The organism is Actinacidiphila sp. bgisy145 (assembly GCF_057708125.1).
On sequence record NZ_JBYIRL010000046.1, the window covers coordinates 1 to 16,551 of the forward strand.

The following is a 16,551-nucleotide window of genomic DNA, read 5'->3' on the forward strand; positions in this document are numbered from 1 at the left end:
CAGCTCGGAACTGCTTGAGCCTGCTGAAGCATCGTTCGACCACGTTGCGGGCCTTGTACTGCTCTGGGTCGAAGGATGGCGGCCGACCGCCGGCCGCTCCTCGGCGTTGCCGGTTGGCGATCTGGTCGGATCGTTCGGGGATGACCGCCCGTATGGCCCGTGACGAGTACGCCCTGTCGGCGATGACCGTCTCTGGCTTGCGGCGGGGCCGTCCTGCAGACAGGCGAGGCACTCGCACTGCTTCCAGCACCGTGTCGAATACCGTGGAGTCGTTGACATTGCCTGGGGTCACGACGATGGCCAGAGGCAGGCCGCGGCCGTCGGCCGCGAGGTGCACCTTCGTGGTCAACCCGCCTCGTGACCTGCCGAGCGCCTGGCCAAGCATTGAATGCGATGCACCTCCCGGTTCGTCCGGTGCCGATACCCCCTTTTGCGGGCTCCGGCGGCATGCTGGTGGGCACGGTTGATGGTGGAGTCCACCGACACCGTCCACTCCAGCACTCCGGTCGAGTCGTCACGCGCCTGGACTGCTTCCAGCAGACGAGCCCATGTGCCGTCCGCTTCCCAGCGCGCGAACCGCTCGTACACCGTCTGCCACGGTCCGTAGCGTTCCGGCAGGTCGCGCCATGGAGCGCCGTCCGCAATCGCCACAGCACTCCGTTGATCACCTGTCGGTGATCACGCCATGGTCGGCCCCGCCCGTCGGCCTTCGGCAGCAGACACTCCAGCCGGTCCCAGGCCGCGTCTGGCAGCTCCCCGCGGCCCACCGCGCGATCTCTCATGGTCGAGTCCTCCCGGAATCGAGTCGCCGTCCGTCACCCCTCGGCAAGCCGCACGAACAACCATGAAGTGCCAGGTCAGCAGCGCGTTACGAAGAACACAGGCCCATAACTGTCGTCTTCGGGCAGCCCGACACCTGGGGCACCCCGGACACCGAAACGGTCGCCGACACACGTCGGCACTGCAGCGCCCGCGCGGCGATCTGCCTCTTGTCGGGGGAGACGGGGGTGAGCGTCGGCCGGCCGAACCGGCCGTCCTCGATGTCGTCGAGCCCGACGACCGCCAGGTCCTCCGGCACCCGCAGCCCCCGGACGTACGCCGTGTGCAGCGCGCCCAGCGCCAGTTCGTCGCTGAACGCGAACACCGCGTCGGGCGCGTCGCCGGAGTCGAGAAGTTCGAACATCGCCCGGGCGCCGTCGCCCCGGTGCAACGCCCTCACCGGACGCTCCCACGCGGGGCACGGGGTGATCCCGGCACGCCGCAGCGCCGTACGGTAACCCTCGGCGCGCAGCTCGGCCGTGCCGGTGCCCACGCGCAGATGCGGCAGCAGCTCATCCTCCTCGTCGCGGATGTCCTGCCGGGCGAGGGCGAACGCCTGCTGGAGCTACTCCGCGCGCCAGGGGTCGTCCAGGGACCGCTCGATCCTTGCGATCAGCTCGTTGATCTCCTGGTGCTCCTCCTCGACCTGACGCGTGAGCGCCTCCCCGGCCGGTGCCACGCGACGCAGCAGCGGCCACAGCACGGTCTCCTCGGCGAAGGCGTGGCTGAACACCAGCTGCACGATGTCGAGCCAGAGCGCGTCCAGCTCGTCGGCCGGGAGGTCCTCGGACTGGCAGCGGCTGATCATCGCGTCGAGCCGTGCGTGGTCCCGGCGCTGACGCATCAGGATGCTGTCGTCACCGCCGAGCGAGTCGGCGTCCTGGAGGGAGATCGAGGCGGCGCCCACGGTCATGGTCAAGAGCGGTTGCGTCGGGAGGCGATCGCGGACAGTGCAATCGCAATCGCCGACGTCGAGGGGCTGGAGGCGGTGACCATCCGCAGGCTGGCTAAGCAGCACAATGTCACCCCAACCGCCCTGTACTGGCATTTCAAGGAGAAGGACCAGCTACTCGACGGCATGGCGGAGCGCCTGTTCGCGAACGTGGAACTCCCCCCCGCCCGAGGACTCCTCGCCGTGGGCTCAACAACTGAGCGCGGTCCTGGCGGCGTTCCTGGCCTCCCTGCGCCCCCAACCCGCCGTCGCCCCTCTGCTGGTCGCCGCGGGTCCTCGCGTCCCCGGCGGGCCTCGCCCTTACCGAACGCACCCTTTCGCTGCGGCTCGGCAACCTGCCAGGGGACCGCACTGCAGAAGTGGGCGGGTATCTGCTCAGTGCCGTCATTGCCCTGGTCACCGCGGAGCCTGGACGCGAGCATCCGAGTGACGAAGTGGCGCGCGAAGATGCCGTTCGAGCAAAGAGAGCGTCGCTCACAGCCTTGTCCCCCGTCGGTACCCAACGGTGGTCTGGTGTGCGGACGCACTGGCCGATTGCGTGAGCCCTGATGAGTACTACGCCTTCAACCTCGACATGCTCGTCGGCGGTGTCACCTCCATGACACACCGGCCGGCGCCAAGTGAAGCGAGGACAGCCTCGACCCCCCACGCCGACTGAGGCTTGATCCTGGTTGGCTGATTTCCGCCCGCTCGTACGTGTGCTCCCACTCAGGCTTAAATCCGCGGAGCGGAATCAGTTACGTACCCGTTCGCGATACCGCCGGGAAAACAGGCCCACGCGCGAGTTTCTCCTTTTGCGGAAACGAGATTCTGCGAATCTGCGCGCTTCGGTGTTTGACCTGCTCGCTGACCGAAAGGGTGATCTCGGCCAGGGTATGGACATAGGAGGACACCTCGCTCAGTGACGGGATGGCGGGACCGCGGTTCAGGGCGCGCAGTTGGAAGTTGAGCCGGTCGACCTGATTGGCCGTGTCGTACAGGGCCAGAGCCTCGGTGATGCTGGACATGGCACGTTCCTCGGGAAGTTGGTGGTGCGGGGCGTGTTGGGCTGGGTGGTGGGTGTACGGCCGGGACTGTCTGGCGGATGGCCGGTGCGTCAGCGTCAGCGCCGGCGCGACGGGTTCGGTGGTACGTGCGTGCTGGAACTGGCGGCGGATGTGGCGGAGAGGCTGGCGCCGGTGGTGGCCCGGGGGCTGCGGGCGCGGGCGGCGTGCAGGAGTGGTGAGGCCGGGTTGGTGGCTGTCAGGTCTCGCAGATAGCTGTGGGCTTCGCTCAGGTTGTCGCGGGCGGTGGTGAGCGCGGTGGCGATGCGGGTGCGGGCGAAGGCGATGTTCACGTCGGCGTTGCCGTACAGGTCGGGGAAGTGGTCGATGAACAGGTGGGCGCTTTGGGCTTTGACCAGCTCGTTGACCGCCCGGCCGGCTGCGGCGACGGCGTGGCACAGCTGGTCCGCGGTGGCCGCGTGGAAGGACCGGTCGGCGGGGGCACAGGTGGTCAGCGCAGCGTGGGCGTCGTGGATTTCGGGGCCGAGGCGGGCTGTGAGGCCGACGACGGTGGTGAGGGCTTCGGACAGGTGCTGCGGGGCGGGGCCCGGTGTGCTGAGGGAGCGCAGTGCGGCATCGAACTCCGCTGCGAGCGCGTGGAGTTCGGTGTCCGGCTGGTGCGGCTGATTCATGCGTGGCTCCGGGAAGGCGGCCGTACCGGCGGCACGGCAGGGGGTTTGGCGGGTGCCCCGGGTGTGGGGGCGGGTGGGGTGCTGCGGGCGCGGGCGGCACGGACTTGCGCGGGCGGCGGGCCGGCGGCGGGGGGCTCATCGCGAGCCGGGGTCGGTGACAGCGACCCGGTGGCGGTGGTCCAGCGCTGGCGGATGTCGTCCAGGACGACGAGAGCGGCCAGGGCGTGGTTGATCAACGGGCCCGGGGCCAGGGCATCGGTCGAGGCGAGGTCGCGGAGCGTCTGGGCGGAGGCGGCGGCGGTCCGCAATAGCGCCGAGCGGACGACCTCCTCGCCGAGCCACTGCGCACTGCCGGGGCCGATGCCTTGGCAGATGGCGGTGATCTCCTCGCCGGTGACGGTGCCGTCGGCGAGCAGGCCGCGCCGCTGCGCCTCCCAGAGCAGCGTGACCTGGTCGATGGGTTCGCCGCGGTGGTGGAGCGCGCCCAGGCACCTGTACAGCTCGCCGTGCGCGCGGTCGGCGAAGTCGCCGGGTCGCAGCCAGTCGACGACCTCGTCCATGCCGGACGGCTGCTCGGTGAGCGTGGCCAGTAGGAGCCGTTCGTTGTCCGCGACCTCCGGGGCCTCGGTGGGGGCCGGGCTCGCGGGAGCGGGCGTCGGTGGAGGGGCGGCGGGCCGGGGTTCGGTTCCCCAGCGCCGGGCGAGGTCTTCCAGTACGGCGGCCAGTACGTCCGCGTGGTGCAGGGTGGTGTCGACCTCGCCGCGGATCGCGTCGTCGCGGGCGGTCTGGTGCAGGCGTACGGCGTGTTCGGTGACCGTGCGGTGGATGGCGCCTTCCAGGACCATCCGCCCGTAGACGGGGGCGTGTGCGGGGCGGGGGCAGGCCGACACCAGCACGTGCGCGTACACCGAGGTCACGCCGGGCAGGTGCTTGCCGGCCTCCGTGACGGCGTCGTTCACCCACGCCAGCGGCACCGTGCCGTCGGCGGCCAGGACCGGCTGGCCCTGGGAGCGCAGGTGGCGCAGGGCGGCGAACAGTGCCTGGTGGGCCGGCCGGTGGAAGTGCTCTGGTTCCAGCCAGCCGAGGTGGTCGAGCTGGTCGGGGTCGAGCAGGACCGCACCGAGGACGGCCTGCTCGGCCTGCAGCAGGGGCCTCACCGCCGCCCCCCGGGCTGCGGGGGCGGGGCGGCGACGGCCCGGTCGGCAGCGGCCATTGCTACGGCGTAGCGGTCCAGCTCGACGGCGAGCGCCCGGTCGGCGGGAACGGCTCCGGCGCCGGCGGTCAGCAGCCAGCGCCCGCCGTGCCGCGCAACCGGCAGATCACCGAAGGGCCGGGTGAGGGAGGAGGTAGCGGAGAAGGACATGGGTGCTCCAGCAGGCAGGAAAGGGGGTGGTCATGCGGTGGTGTCGAAGTCGTCACGGCCCAACGTGGCCTTGGCAAGCGCCCGTTCGGTGATCGCCTTCGTGGCGGCGGCCGACGCGGGGCCGATCGTCTTGGCGGCAGGCTCCTTGTACCAGGGCTTGAGGTTGAGCATCGCGGCCCGGATACCGGTGGCGAACAGCAGTGCCTTGCCCTTGGGCAGGGCGCGGATCGCGTCGGCGGGCAGGATCCGCTCGGCGCGCATACTGACGGAGGTGGACTTGCCGGAGTCGCTGGTGGAGACCGAGGTGGTCTGCACGTCGTGATCGCCGATCATCCGGCTCAACTTGTCCGCGAAGTCCGCGTCATCGATGCCCGATCCGATGATCTTGACGGTGGCGGCGGACCACAGGGCGTCCATCCCCTGTTCGCCCCAGCACTTCTGGCCCTGCCGATAGGACTGCAGGATCGTCATCGGGATGACGCCCCGGCTGCCCAGGTGCGAGTACAGGTCCGGGAGATCCGAGATCCGGCAGACGTTGGCGGCCTCGTCCAGGACGCACAGGGCGGGCGGGTCGAGCCGACCGCCGGAGCGTTCCGCGACGACGACGGCCGCGCGCATCACGGCGTCGGCGGCAGCGGCGATGATCGCCGAGGCGGAGCCGCCCCCGTCCTTGCTGAGCAGATACAGCGTGTCGCGGGAGGTGGCGAAGTCGGCCGGCTGGAACTGCGGCAACCCCTTGGCGGGGGTGACCCAGGCGGCGACGTCCGGGTCGAGCAGGCAGCTCGCGTACTGCCTCGCCGTCTCGTAGATGCCATCGCGGGTTTCGGTGGCGCCGGAGACGGTGCCCTGGAGTTGCGCGGCGACCGCGTCGTGGCCGGCGTCGGTGAGCAGGTCGACCGGGGTGCGGTCGGCCGGTGAGGCGAGCCACGCCAGGACGTCGGTGATCGGCCGCCGGTGCGAGGCGGCTGCCAGGAACAGGGCACCCAGCGTGTTGGATGCGGCGGTGGACCAGAAGTCCGAGCCGTTCGACTCGTCGACCGATGCGGCGACGAAGTGCCCGGCCAGGCGCTTGGCCCCGGCAAGGTCGCGGGCGTCGGCGAGGATGTCCCACCACATCTGCCGGGGGTGGTGGGCGATCTGCTGCGGGTCCAGCGTCCACACCGTGCCCACCCGGGATCGGGCGTCCACCGTGGTGGTGAAGGCGTCGTTCGCCGCCTTGTTGGACGTGAGCAGGACCGGCCCGGGAGCGGCGAGGATCGCGGGGATGGCCAGCCCGGACGTCTTCCCGGAACGCGGGGCCATGATCGCGACGAGCACGTCCTCCCACGACGCGCGCACCTCCGTCCGCCCGGGGGAGAGGGTGCCGAGCAGGATGCCGCGGTCAGCAGGCGCGACCTCTTTTACGCTCCCGGTCGGCCAGGCTCGGCCGCAGGGCCTGCGCCTTCGCGGTGATCTCTTTGTCCAGCAGCGGGGCGAGTTCCGCCTTGGGCGCCAGCCCGCTCCTCGCGCCGCCGCGTATCCGCAGGTACAGGACGCATCCCGTCACGACGAGGACGAGGGTGAGCAGGCCGGGGATGATCCGGGCACCGATCAGCACGGCAGTGGTGCTCAAGTGCGGCCACAGCACATCGGGGTGCAGGAGGGCGTCGGTTGCACGGAACGGTGCCCAAGGTCCGCTGCCGACAGCCGTGTTGGTGAGGTTGCCGGTGAGCCAGGCAAGGGAGCCGAAGGCGAGGGCGGCAGCCAGGGCGCCGAAGAGCAGGTAGAGGAGGGCATCGGTGCCGGTGGTGGTCGAGGGTGCGCTGGTACGTGGAGAGGGCATGACGGGGTCCGGGTGTGAGAGGTGAGCGGACGGATGGCTGCGGGGCGGTGGGTTCTTCTGCTGGTCATGGCGGGTTTCCTAGCGGGTGCGGCGGATGGCGGTCGAGGTGGTCGGCGGCAGGGGCAGCGAGGCAGCTGCCGTTCCGGGTGAGCGGATGCCGGCAGTCGGAGAGGTGCGCGTCGCGGCCTGCTGCCGGCGCAGGCGGTGAGTGTGGTCGGCGGCCAGGGCGTCTCGGGAGAGCAGCATCGGATCCAGGTTCGTGGTGAACCCGGCGCGGGTCAGCGCCTGTGCTGCCCGGGTGGCGCAGGCTTTGTCCTCGCTCCAGCCGTCGTCGCGGGCCAGGACACGGCTGTCGGGGCCGAGCCGCGCGTGGTCGAGGGTGAAGCCGTGCTCCCACAGGATCTGGTGGGCGATCGGGGATATGCCCGTGCGGACGTCGGCGAAGACCCTGTGCTCGTACCAGATCTCGACGTCGGTGCCGTACTGGTCAGCGCGGTTCGGCGTGGCTGGGAAGTCCTCTGCCGCGGCGGCGGGCCCGGCGGGCGGTTGGGCCGACGCCGCTCGGGTGTTCGCCGGCGCAGTCGTGGCCGGACGGGATTGCAAGGAGGCATTGTGGATGGCCTGGTCGACGGCCGCGTCGATGTCGTGGTGCGCCTGTTCGACGGCTTGGTGGATCATCCACAGTGCGGGGATCAGGTGATGTGCGGGCAGTTGGCCCCACGTCGGTGCGGACCCGTCGAGGGTGAACCGTGAGGCGATCGGCTCGTCGAGGATTCCGCCGAAGATCGGACCGTCGCTCAGGTCGTCGGCGATGAGGTCGTGAGCGAGGGTGATCGCTGCGTGCCGGATGTCCCCGCCGGTCGCCCAGCGGCCGACGTCCGGCGGCAGGAGGAAATCCAGCGACTCCGGGGCGCCGCCGGGGCGGCGAGGTCCGGTGCCGAGGGTGGCGAGCGAGGTGTGGTCGGCCGCGTCGAGGATGAGCAGGTGCAGGCGGCGGGTCACGGCGGTGAAGTCCTCTGCCTGCAGAACGGACCAGGTTGTCGACAGGCCGGCCGCGCGGGCGCTGGCGATGGCCTGATCCTGAAGGAAGTCGCCGGTACCGGAGGGGTGGTCGAGGCGGCTCAAGCTCTGTGCGCAGACGTGGGCAGCGGCGCGTTGGACGTCCTCGGCGGTGAAACCGAGGCCGGTACTCGGGTAGGACTCGGACACGGGTGCTCCCTGGGTGGCGCCCGGGCGGGGAGCACACGGTGGTGTGCGCTGCCCGCCGGGCTGAACGTGACGTGGACGTGGGGATCGGCTCTGCCACCAGGTCCGGCCGACTCGCGTGCCGCGGTCACGGGGCGACCGCCAGGGTCAGGCCCTCGACGAGAACAGCCAGCCGCTCGTGGGCGGTGGCGGGGCTGTCGGCGGTGACGATCAGGAACCCGATCCGCGCGTTCGCGCCACCCTTCGGCGGCAGTGCGACGCGATCGCCGACGTCCTGCAGCCAGGCCACCTGGTGCAGCCACGGGAACTGCCGACCGGGTTCGGCTGCCAGGCGACGGGCGGTGAGGATGCCATCGGCCGGGGGATACAGGATCTTGATCGCGGCCGTCCGGTGCGCGCTGGGTGTCAGCGAGGGATCGTTTCCGCAGGCGATGTCGGCGGCGATGCGGGGCAGGTCCAGGCCGGTGGCCAGGCGCACCAGCGTGCCGATCAGGTCCCCGCCGATGCGGGAGTTGACCTCGATGATGCGGGGCCCGGAGGCGGTCAGGCGCATCTCGACGTGCTGGACGCCGTCGGTGATTCCCAACGCCCGCACGGCCTGGGCGGCTGTGGGGGCGACGTGCGGCAGGAGCGGGTCGCCGGCGGTGACGGTGTGGCCGGTCTCCTCGAAGTACGGGGCGAAGCCGACCTCCTTGCGCGTCACCGCGACCGCGGTCGTCGTGCCGCCGACGGTCACGCATTCGACGCTGATCTCCGGTCCGACGAGGTACTCCTCGACCAGCACACCGTGGCCTTCCGGGCCCTGCTCGCCTGCGCCGGCGGCGGCGAACTCCCAAGCGGCGGGCAGCTCTTCGGGGGTGTCGACGCAGATCACGCCGATGCTGGCCGCGTGCGACGCGGGCTTGAGGACGACCGGGAAACCGGTACGGGACGCCGCCGTCGTCGCCTCTTCCAGCGTGTCGACGCGGGTGGACGTCGCGGAGGGCACGTGGTGCTCGGCGAACTTCGCGCGGCTGGCGGCCTTGTTGCGGCCGGCGTTCATCGACTCGACGCTGTTGCCGGGCAGGCCGAGGCGGGCGACGAGCTGCGCGGTCGGGACGAGGCAGTATTCGTCCCAGGTGACGACCCCCGCGATGGCGTGGCGCTTCGCTAGGGCCAGGCCGGCAGCGACGACGGCGGCCGGATCGTGGGTGTCGGCGACCTCGTGGTCGACGACCAGGTGCTGCTGCCGGCTCGGCGGCTTGGTGTCGATCAGCGCGATCGGGTACGCGGCAGCGGACTGCTCCAGGCAGTACCCCCGGTAAATCGGATCCGTTCCGCCGACGACGATGAGCACGGGGCTGGTGGATCGGGACATGAGAAACCTTCCAGAGGGCGGGAGTTGAACGGGAAGAAGGGAGAGCGGAAGAGGAGTCGGAGTCGGAACGACGGTGGTCATGGCGCGTCTACCGGCTGGACCGGCTCGCTGCGGTGGGCCGCGAGAACCCGCTCGGGCCGGGGTTCGCAGGCTTCGCGATGGCGGCGCAGGCCGTGGAAGCACGCGGCGAGCACCAGGCCCTGCAGGACGGCGCAGGCCAGCAGCAGGTGCGGAAGTCCCGCGGCGGGCACGGCCGCGACCAGGGCTCCGGCCACCGGCAGCGGCAGCAGCACCACGATGATCGTGACCGCCAGGGTCGAGCCGAACGCGGCGGCAGGGATGAGGCGGGCCCGCAGCGTGCGCAGAACCACGGTCAGCGCCCCTTCGGCCGCCATCAGAACCGCGACGGCGGCAGCGTAAGCGGCGAAGCCGGGGGCCAAGGCGATACCGAGGCAGGCGACGGTGGACACGGCGGCGGCCACAGCGCCGACCGGCCACACCGACCAGCGGTCGATGGCCTGCCGGGCGGCGATCACGGTGGGCAGGGAGGCGACGGCCGCCGCGCTCCACACCGCGCCGACGGAGGCGGTGGAATGGTGGAAGCGGTGGATGACGGTGATCGGGGCGGCGGCCTGCAGCACCCCGCTGGCCAGGTTGGACGCGGCCAGCCCGCCGATCAGCCAGGCCAGAGCCGGAGTTCGGCGCAAGGCCCGCCACCCGGTCAGCAGACTGCTCGGCGCCCGGCGGTGGCCCGCCGCAGCTTCAACTGCGTTGGGTGTGGTGACCGCTGCGGTCATCGCCAGTAGCGCGACCACGGCCAGCAGGACGCCGGGCCCGGCCAGCAGCAGCACGCCGCCCAGCAGCGGCCCGACGAGAACAGCGCCCTGGTCGATGCCGGTCTGCGCCGCCTGCAGACGGTGCGCCTGGTCGCCCAGGTCGCGGCCGGCTTCGGCGGCGAGGGTCTCCACCGCGACGAAGGAGACCTCCGCCAGCAGCCCGGACACCGAACCGAACGCCAGGACAACGGCGGTTGTCGCGGTCCCCGTGCTGGGCAGGGCCGTCAACAACCCGGCGGCCAGGGCGACCACGGTGGCGCGGACGACGTTCGTGGCGCGGAAGACGTGAGCGGCGCCGAAGCGGTCGGTCACGGTTCCGGCGAAGGTGAAGGCTGCCAGGCGCGGGGTCCACTCCAGCAGGAAGGCGATGCCGGTCAGGGCGGTGGAGCCGGTGGTGATCAGCACCAGCAGCGGGATGGCGTACGTCGCCGTGGTGCTGGCCAGGGCATCGGCGACCCGCATGAGATAGAGGGGCGCTTGGCCGTCGGAACGGAGGGCGGGCATCACGCGCATCGCCGGTCACCGGGTCCGGGGGGCGCAGTCGCGCGCCGGGCCGGCGGGCGGTGCCGCGGCCGGGGCAGAGGGGGCAGAGGGGGTGGTGTTCCGGGAGGCTGATGCCTGGGTCGCGACGGGCGAGGTGGCCAGCGCGGCGCTGCGGGCGTCGTGCACCGCAGCCGACCGCGCCGCTGCCTGCTCGTGCGCCGGGACCGCGATCCGGCGCAGTTCCTCATCGGCGCCGAGGAGTTCCCCCTCCGCGGCGGTGATGAACTCGGAGGCGAACCCGAACCGGTCGGCGAGCTGGTACGCCTCGTCGTCCAGATCGGTGATCTGCTCCCCGGCGGCCTCCAGCGCCTCCCGGACTCGTTCCAGGACACCGTGCTCGGCGTGAAGGAGCGGTCCGAGCGTGTCGGCCAACTCGGCACCGCTCTGGGCGCCCCGGATCTGGTCGGTCATCGCCAGGACCTGGCCGCCGAGGGACTGCGGTTCGGCGGGCGCGGTGTCGAGGACGGGGTCGAGTTCGACGGCGTAGCGGGCGGCGCGGAGCATCTCGGCGGCGTGGGAGGCGACAGCCGCCTGTTCTTCGCGCCCCATGGAGGTTGGCAGGCGGTGGCGGGGGCCGTGCCAGTCGTTGGCGTAGGCGAATCCCGCGTGGTTGAGGAGGGATTTGGCGAGGCTGTCGCCACCGCGGGCGACGACGCTGCCGCTCGGCTCGGCGGCGATGGTGACGGTGATAGGCATCGACTTCTCCGGTACGGGGGGCGTGGGTTGTGGGGAGACCGGCAGGTGGCCGAGTTCGCCGGCGATGCGGCGGCATTCGGTCTGCAGGTGGAAGGCGTCGCGGTAGGCGTTGTGGAGACGGCCGTCCTCACGGGCGAGGGTCGCCACGACGTGCACCTGGCGGGGCTGGTTGCGCAGGGCGATCCAGCGGCAGGCGTCCGGATCACCGCCGGACGCGACGGTGACCCCCGCGACCCGGCGGGCGACATCCGCCCACTGGGCGTCGCTCAGATCGCGATGGCGGGGATCGGAGCGGACCGAGCAGACCCACACCGGCCGCTCCGGCGCGCGGGTGCCAAGGCGTTCGACGGGCGCGTCCAGGGCGTGAGCCAGGTAGGGCAGGGTGTCGGCGTGGGTGAGCAGGTCGAGCGGGGCGCCGTGGCAGTCACCGCCCACCAGGCGGGGATTGCGCTGGTCGCCGCGCTCGCCCGGCCCGTAGAGGTAGGCGAGCAGACCGGCGGTGTTGCTGGCGCGCTGCAGGTAGGCGATCACGGCATGGACCTCGAAGGAGAGCGAAGGCGCGGAGCCCGTGGTCGGGCTTCCGGGTGATGAGGATCCGCACGATCCGCGATTTGGCCCGTCCGGAAACCGGTGGTAGAAGCCCGCACCTTCGTCACGCCGGCGCGTGGAGCCCGTGGTCGTGGGCGAAGTACGCGCAGGCCGAGCGGGCGAAGTCGGCGTCGCCGTGCAGCCGGGCCCAGCGGCCGTCCTGGCGGATGACGGTGGCGACGATGTCGAGCCCGCGGGCCTGGTTGCGCAGAGCCACCCCTTTTCTGCCTTCTGCGTCGTCTCAGCGTGTCCTGCGAATGGCGTTGGTGGCCGCCGTGGCGATGGCGGCGGGAGCGCTGGAGGGCTGGGTCAGGTGCAGCAAGGTGGTCCCCGGCAAGTGCTGGGACCTGGCGGTGAGGGTGAGTTGGAGTACGGCGCAGCCGGCGGTCGTGAGCTGCTTGACGCGGGTGACGGCTTGAGCGGTTTCGTCAGGGGTGTAGATGGCGTCGGTGACGATCACGAGGAGGCGGCCGGCGCCGGGGCGGCTGAGTTCGAGGCCGTGGTCGAGCGCGTCCAGGGCGTTGGCGAGGTTGTGACTGCGGCCGTTGGCGCCGACCGTTGTCACGCGCTCCGGTGCCCGGTGGGTGGGTCGGGTCAAGGCGGTCAGGTGCGTGTCGTAGGCGATGGTGGCGGTGCGGGAGTCGGGGTCGGTCAGGGCTGCTGCGCGTGCCACGATCCAGGCAGCGGAGGCGACGGGCGCGCAGGCGGCCCGCATGGACGCGGAGACGTCGACGGCGATCCCCACACGCAGGGGTGGGGTGGGGGAGCTGCGCCGCCGCGTGCGGGTGAACGGTTCCGCGGTGGGGACCGACCCGGCCGCGTGCTGAGCGTCGCGGGCGAGGGCGGCGCGCATGTTGAGGCGGCCGGGCGGGGTGGGGCTGGTGGCCTTCTCCTCGGTCCGCTCGCGGTAGGCGGCGGCACGCAGGGCGCGGCTCAGGCGCGCGGCGGCGCTCTGCTCGGCGGCGGTGGGCTTGCGGGTGCCGGTGACCGGTGTGCCGTAGGGCGCCGGTGTGCCGTCGGGACTGACGGTGGTGCCACGGGTGTTGAAGACCGACTTGGCGGTGGCAGCGGCCTTGCGTCGCTGGTCAGCTTGCTGGGCGCGGGTGGTGGCCTTTGCCCGGGACTGCGCGGCCACGGCGTTGTCCGCGGCAGCCCGTGCCGCGAGGTCGGCGGCGTCGTTGGCGTCCATGCTGTCCAGGACGACCGCGGCGGCGGCGGACAGCAGATCGCTGAGGTCCTCCGGCACGGGCAGGGCGGGGGCAGCGGCGTCCAGGGCGTCGCACCAGTCCTGGGCGTGCGCGAGCATGCTCTGGGCGTCGTGGTCGGCGCACTGGTGGGCTGCGGTCCAGATGCGGGTGAGGTTGGCCAGCAGGTCTGCGCCCAGCACTTGTTCGCACAGATCGGCGACGGCCTGGGTCTCGCCGGCGTCCAGGATGCCGACGTCCCGGCGGCTGAGGATCAGGGCCGCCACGCTGGCGGCGTGCTCGATGCCCTGGAGGGTGGGGTGGGCGATGTCGGGCATGACCAGGGTTCGGGCACTGGTGCGGAGGTACGTGCGGTCGGTGGGCCGCGTGATCAGGTGAGCACCTTCGATGCGGCTCTCCTCCAGTAGGAGCGCGGCCTGGAGGACACGGGGGTCTGCTCCGGCAGGCGGTGTCCAGACGGAGTGGGCCGCGTGGGCGGCCTCGTGGACGACCACGCCCCAGGCGGCGGGATACCGCTCCTCGTCGCCCACGATCCGTGGATGGATCTCGTGGGGCTTCAGCGGGGCGAACAGACGGGCGTCGAACTCGATCTCCGCCGAGCCCGGGAAGTAGGCGCCCGGTGCGCCGCTGCGGGTGCCGGGGCGGCAGGTGACGAGCAGGTCCTCGCGGCCGGACAGGGCGACCAGCCGATCGCCGAGCTCGGCTCCCACCCGCAGCCACGCGGCCGGGGAGGAACGGGGCTGTGCGGGCGGGGCGCCGTCGTCGTCCCAGCGCGCGAGATCGGCGTCGACGTCCGGCGTGATGGCGGGGGTCTGGACGTGGTGGTGGGCGCTCATCGCGAGCGGCCCCGCTGTGCGGAGCCGGTGCTGCCCGGGGGCTGCCGGACGGCCGAGGCGGGAAGCTGCTTGCCTAGGGTGAGGGGTGCGACCTCCTTGACGCCGGCGATCTTGCCGACGGCGGCGGCGACGACTTCGCGGTCCTCCACAGGGGCGATGCCGATCAAGTTCGCGAGCGCGGCCCTGGTGCCGAGGACGGCCTCGGCCTTCTGGTAGCTGAGCAGCTCCCGCAGCTGCGGGGCCCATCCCAGCTCACCCAGTTCGACCTGGCGGGCGAGATGTCGGGCGATCCGCACCACCCGGGCATCGATCTTCAGGGCCAGGGCGAGGTCGTAGTCCGTGCCGATCTGGATCTGCACGCTGAACCGGCTCGCGAGCGCTTCCGTCAACACCGCCCCGTGGACGCCGGGGTTGTGGCCCGCCACCACGTAGAAGCCCGGTTCGGCCTTGATGGTCTCGCCCTTGTGGGCCTTGACCTGGATCTGGCGGCGCCCGTCCATTGCGGGATACAGCGCCGCCAGAACCTTCGGCGAGATCAGGGTGGCATCGTCGATCAGCAGGGCGCGGCCCTCGGTCATCGCGGTGACCAGCGGACCGTACTGGAAGACGTAGGCTCCCGCGTCGTCCTGTGTGTACTCGCCGATCAGGTCTCCGACCGTGGTGTCGCCGTCACCGGCGACGGTGAGCAGGTCGGGGAACGCGGCCTCGACCAGACTGGTCTTGCCGGTTCCCGGAGGGCCGTAGAGCAGCACCGGCACGTCGGCGTCGCGCAGGCGGTTCAGAGCTTCGACGTCGGGCAGATCGGCCAGCTCCCGGGGGTGGTAGAGCTGGCCCCCGGTGCGACGGATCGGGCCGGTCTGCTTGGGCGTGGCTGCTGCGGGAATGGTCGTGCGGGCCGTGGCCGCCTGGACGCGGGGAGAGTGGGTGCCCGGCGGGCTGATCACAGCGGTCTGAGCGGCTGCGGCGGTCTTCGCATTCGCGCGGAACTTCGGCTGTCCGCTTCCGCTTTGGTCGGCCTCGCCGCGTCGCACCAGGGTGAGGGCGGCGTTGCGGACGGCGCCGTGCGAGTGGCCCAGTTGCCTGGCCATGCCCCCGATGGTGAGCGTGTCCGCCGACCGGTCGGACAGCAGTCGGGCCACCTTGGCCCGTAGTTCGCCGCCCTTGGTGCGCGCTGGACGGGTAGGCGGTCCGGGTGCGGTCACAACGAGGCTCCTTCAACAGGTAGGAGAGCGGGCGGGGTTGGCGTGGGTGGCTGGAGGGGCTGGCCGGTCTCGGAGCGGTTCACGGCCTGTGCCGACATCGGCGACCGGGCCAACCGGTGCGTACCGTCGGCGCTCACCGGCCGACCGAGGGCGCGGTCCAGGGGCAGGGGGTGGCCGGCGACGAGCAGTTCGTCGGCTGGCGAGCAGGCCCGTGCGTCCGCGTACCGGGTTCCGTCGCTCGGCAGGCGCAGCCGGGCGTCTCTTCGAAGCCGTCCTGGAGCAGGATGCGCCGGGCGGCGGCGTTGTAGCCGGTGGTGGTGATCTCGCCGGTGATGGTGTGCCGGATCGGAATGAACGGCTCTGCTGGTGTTTCGGGCACGGCGGATCTCCTATCGGTGGTGGCCAGAAAGCCGGTGGAGTGTTGGGTGAAGGCGAGGCGGGCCCGGAGCTTTTAGCGCGTGGCTGGACCACGAACGATGGGCAATGACGGCCGACGTGCTCGGGGCCTTACCGCCCCGCAGCTACCTGACTCGCCTTTCCGCACGTTCTGATGGCCGGGAGTACCGACAACGGCCATGAGCTGTTCCTTCGCAGGGGTTGGGGTGTCAGCGGGGGTGGGAGAACGCCACGCGCGGGTCCACCGGCCGGGGGCCCGGGGCGGGGGCCGCGGGTGCGGGGACCGGGGGCGTGGCGGGCAGGCCGGCGCGGGCGGGACTGGCGGCCAGCGCGGCAGCACTCAGGGAGGGAAACTGGCGCGCGGCGGCGTCCGGGCTGCGTTCCCGGGGCGCCGGCCTGGCCGGTGCGGGTCGGCGTCGTGCGGTGACGTCCCGGGCGAGGGAGGGCTGGACGGCCACCTGGAGGTCGGCGCGGTGCATCGCCGCGGTGGCCTGGGCGACCTGGCCGAGAGCCTGGTCGCGGCCGGTGGCCGGTGGAAGCGTGTAGATGTCCAGGCTGGGGTGGGGTTGCCAGCCGTGTTCTTCCAGGAGCTGTTCGCCGGCGAGTGCGCCGTCGGTGGTGGCGGCGACGATGCCGAGCCGGGGGTGGTCGGCGAACGCGACGTCGGGCTGGACGCGTTGCGGTGTGGCGGCGTGGACCGGCGAGGGGGCTTCGGGGAAGGTGTCGAACTCGGCGTCGACCTGGATCTGGTAGTTGGCTCGGCGCAGGAGGTCGACGGCGTGGGTGGCGCGGCCTGGTCCGTCGCGCTGTTGATCGGCCAGTGCGTACAGGTCGGGGTGGCCGGGGACGGGGTGGAAGTCGAAGCCGCGGAGCATCCAGGCGCTCGCGGCGAGGTGTTTGGGGTTGGTGGCGACGATGCCGAAGTCGGGGTGGCGGCCGACCGCGATATCGGGGAGCGGATTTTCGGAAGGAGGCATGACGGATCCGTTCAGGGCGGGTAGCGACAGCGGGGCGAGTGGGGGCGGATGGTCTGCGGGTGTGGATCATGAGCGGTG

General features: G+C 71.9%; 15 protein-coding genes and 3 pseudogenes. 1 reads left to right on the plus strand and 17 read right to left on the minus strand.

The annotated features are described in order from the left end of the window. The 3 genes and pseudogenes from AC3ERT_RS31060 to AC3ERT_RS31070 all read right to left on the minus strand — a co-directional run. Window positions 1–782: pseudogene (locus AC3ERT_RS31060) on the minus strand (IS5 family transposase); the annotation flags it as partial. A 176-nt stretch (window positions 783–958) separates the two neighbouring features. Continuing rightward, a pseudogene (locus AC3ERT_RS31065) lies at window positions 959–1,330 on the minus strand (substrate-binding domain-containing protein); the annotation flags it as partial. A 54-nt stretch (window positions 1,331–1,384) separates the two neighbouring features. Then, window positions 1,385–1,732, minus strand: a complete 348-nt coding sequence (locus AC3ERT_RS31070; protein WP_435127230.1) for a hemerythrin domain-containing protein — start codon at window positions 1,730–1,732, stop codon at window positions 1,385–1,387. Between AC3ERT_RS31070 and AC3ERT_RS31075 the strand changes: the two genes are divergently transcribed. Continuing rightward, on the plus strand, window positions 1,643–2,320 hold the full coding sequence (locus AC3ERT_RS31075; protein ID WP_435127232.1) for a TetR/AcrR family transcriptional regulator: 678 nt from the start codon (window positions 1,643–1,645) through the stop codon (window positions 2,318–2,320). The two genes, AC3ERT_RS31070 and AC3ERT_RS31075, sit on opposite strands and share 90 nt — an antisense overlap. A 188-nt stretch (window positions 2,321–2,508) precedes the next feature. Here AC3ERT_RS31075 and AC3ERT_RS31080 read toward each other — a convergent pair whose 3' ends face one another. The 14 genes and pseudogenes from AC3ERT_RS31080 to AC3ERT_RS31145 all read right to left on the minus strand — a co-directional run bounded on the left by AC3ERT_RS31080 (window position 2,509) and on the right by AC3ERT_RS31145 (window position 16,473). Beyond that, complete coding sequence (locus tag AC3ERT_RS31080) at window positions 2,509–2,778, minus strand: hypothetical protein (protein WP_435127234.1); 270 nt, start codon at window positions 2,776–2,778, stop codon at window positions 2,509–2,511. Between the two features lie 95 nt (window positions 2,779–2,873). Beyond that, window positions 2,874–3,446 (minus strand): hypothetical protein, encoded by a 573-nt coding sequence (locus AC3ERT_RS31085; protein ID WP_435178138.1) that lies wholly within the window; start codon window positions 3,444–3,446, stop codon window positions 2,874–2,876. Then, complete coding sequence (locus AC3ERT_RS31090) at window positions 3,443–4,603, minus strand: DnaB-like helicase N-terminal domain-containing protein (protein ID WP_435178140.1); 1,161 nt, start codon at window positions 4,601–4,603, stop codon at window positions 3,443–3,445. Before AC3ERT_RS31090 ends, AC3ERT_RS31085 begins: the two co-directional genes overlap by 4 nt. Next, window positions 4,600–4,809, minus strand: coding sequence for a hypothetical protein (locus AC3ERT_RS31095; RefSeq protein WP_435127240.1), 210 nt, complete (start codon window positions 4,807–4,809; stop codon window positions 4,600–4,602). The genes AC3ERT_RS31090 and AC3ERT_RS31095 overlap by 4 nt, the downstream gene beginning before the upstream one ends. A 30-nt stretch (window positions 4,810–4,839) precedes the next feature. Then, window positions 4,840–6,631: pseudogene (locus AC3ERT_RS31100) on the minus strand (type IV secretory system conjugative DNA transfer family protein). Between the two features lie 78 nt (window positions 6,632–6,709). After that, window positions 6,710–7,840: a hypothetical protein gene (locus AC3ERT_RS31105; RefSeq protein ID WP_435178142.1), complete on the minus strand. Its 1,131-nt coding sequence runs from the start codon at window positions 7,838–7,840 to the stop codon at window positions 6,710–6,712. A gap of 124 nt (window positions 7,841–7,964) precedes the next feature. Next, the gene (locus AC3ERT_RS31110) at window positions 7,965–9,194 is read right to left on the minus strand and encodes an ATP-grasp domain-containing protein (protein ID WP_435178144.1); all 1,230 of its coding nucleotides are present in this window, start codon (window positions 9,192–9,194) and stop codon (window positions 7,965–7,967) included. Window positions 9,195–9,271: 77 nt separating this feature from the next. Then, window positions 9,272–10,492, minus strand: coding sequence for an MFS transporter (locus AC3ERT_RS31115; RefSeq protein ID WP_435178146.1), 1,221 nt, complete (start codon window positions 10,490–10,492; stop codon window positions 9,272–9,274). A 57-nt stretch (window positions 10,493–10,549) separates the two neighbouring features. Further along, window positions 10,550–11,800, minus strand: a complete 1,251-nt coding sequence (locus AC3ERT_RS31120; RefSeq protein WP_435178148.1) for a hypothetical protein — start codon at window positions 11,798–11,800, stop codon at window positions 10,550–10,552. 121 nt (window positions 11,801–11,921) lie between these two features. Next, window positions 11,922–12,074, minus strand: coding sequence for a hypothetical protein (locus AC3ERT_RS31125; protein ID WP_435178150.1), 153 nt, complete (start codon window positions 12,072–12,074; stop codon window positions 11,922–11,924). Window positions 12,075–12,098: 24 nt separating this feature from the next. After that, on the minus strand, window positions 12,099–13,898 hold the full coding sequence (locus AC3ERT_RS31130; RefSeq protein WP_435178152.1) for a vWA domain-containing protein: 1,800 nt from the start codon (window positions 13,896–13,898) through the stop codon (window positions 12,099–12,101). Continuing rightward, window positions 13,895–15,037, minus strand: a complete 1,143-nt coding sequence (locus tag AC3ERT_RS31135) for an AAA family ATPase (RefSeq protein ID WP_435178212.1) — start codon at window positions 15,035–15,037, stop codon at window positions 13,895–13,897. The genes AC3ERT_RS31130 and AC3ERT_RS31135 overlap by 4 nt, the downstream gene beginning before the upstream one ends. A gap of 196 nt (window positions 15,038–15,233) precedes the next feature. Then, complete coding sequence (locus AC3ERT_RS31140) at window positions 15,234–15,452, minus strand: hypothetical protein (RefSeq protein ID WP_435178214.1); 219 nt, start codon at window positions 15,450–15,452, stop codon at window positions 15,234–15,236. A 253-nt stretch (window positions 15,453–15,705) separates the two neighbouring features. Continuing rightward, window positions 15,706–16,473 carry a hypothetical protein gene (locus tag AC3ERT_RS31145; protein ID WP_435178154.1) on the minus strand — a complete coding sequence of 256 codons (768 nt, stop codon included), beginning with the start codon at window positions 16,471–16,473 and terminating at the stop codon, window positions 15,706–15,708. Between the last annotated feature and the right edge of the window lie 78 nt (window positions 16,474–16,551).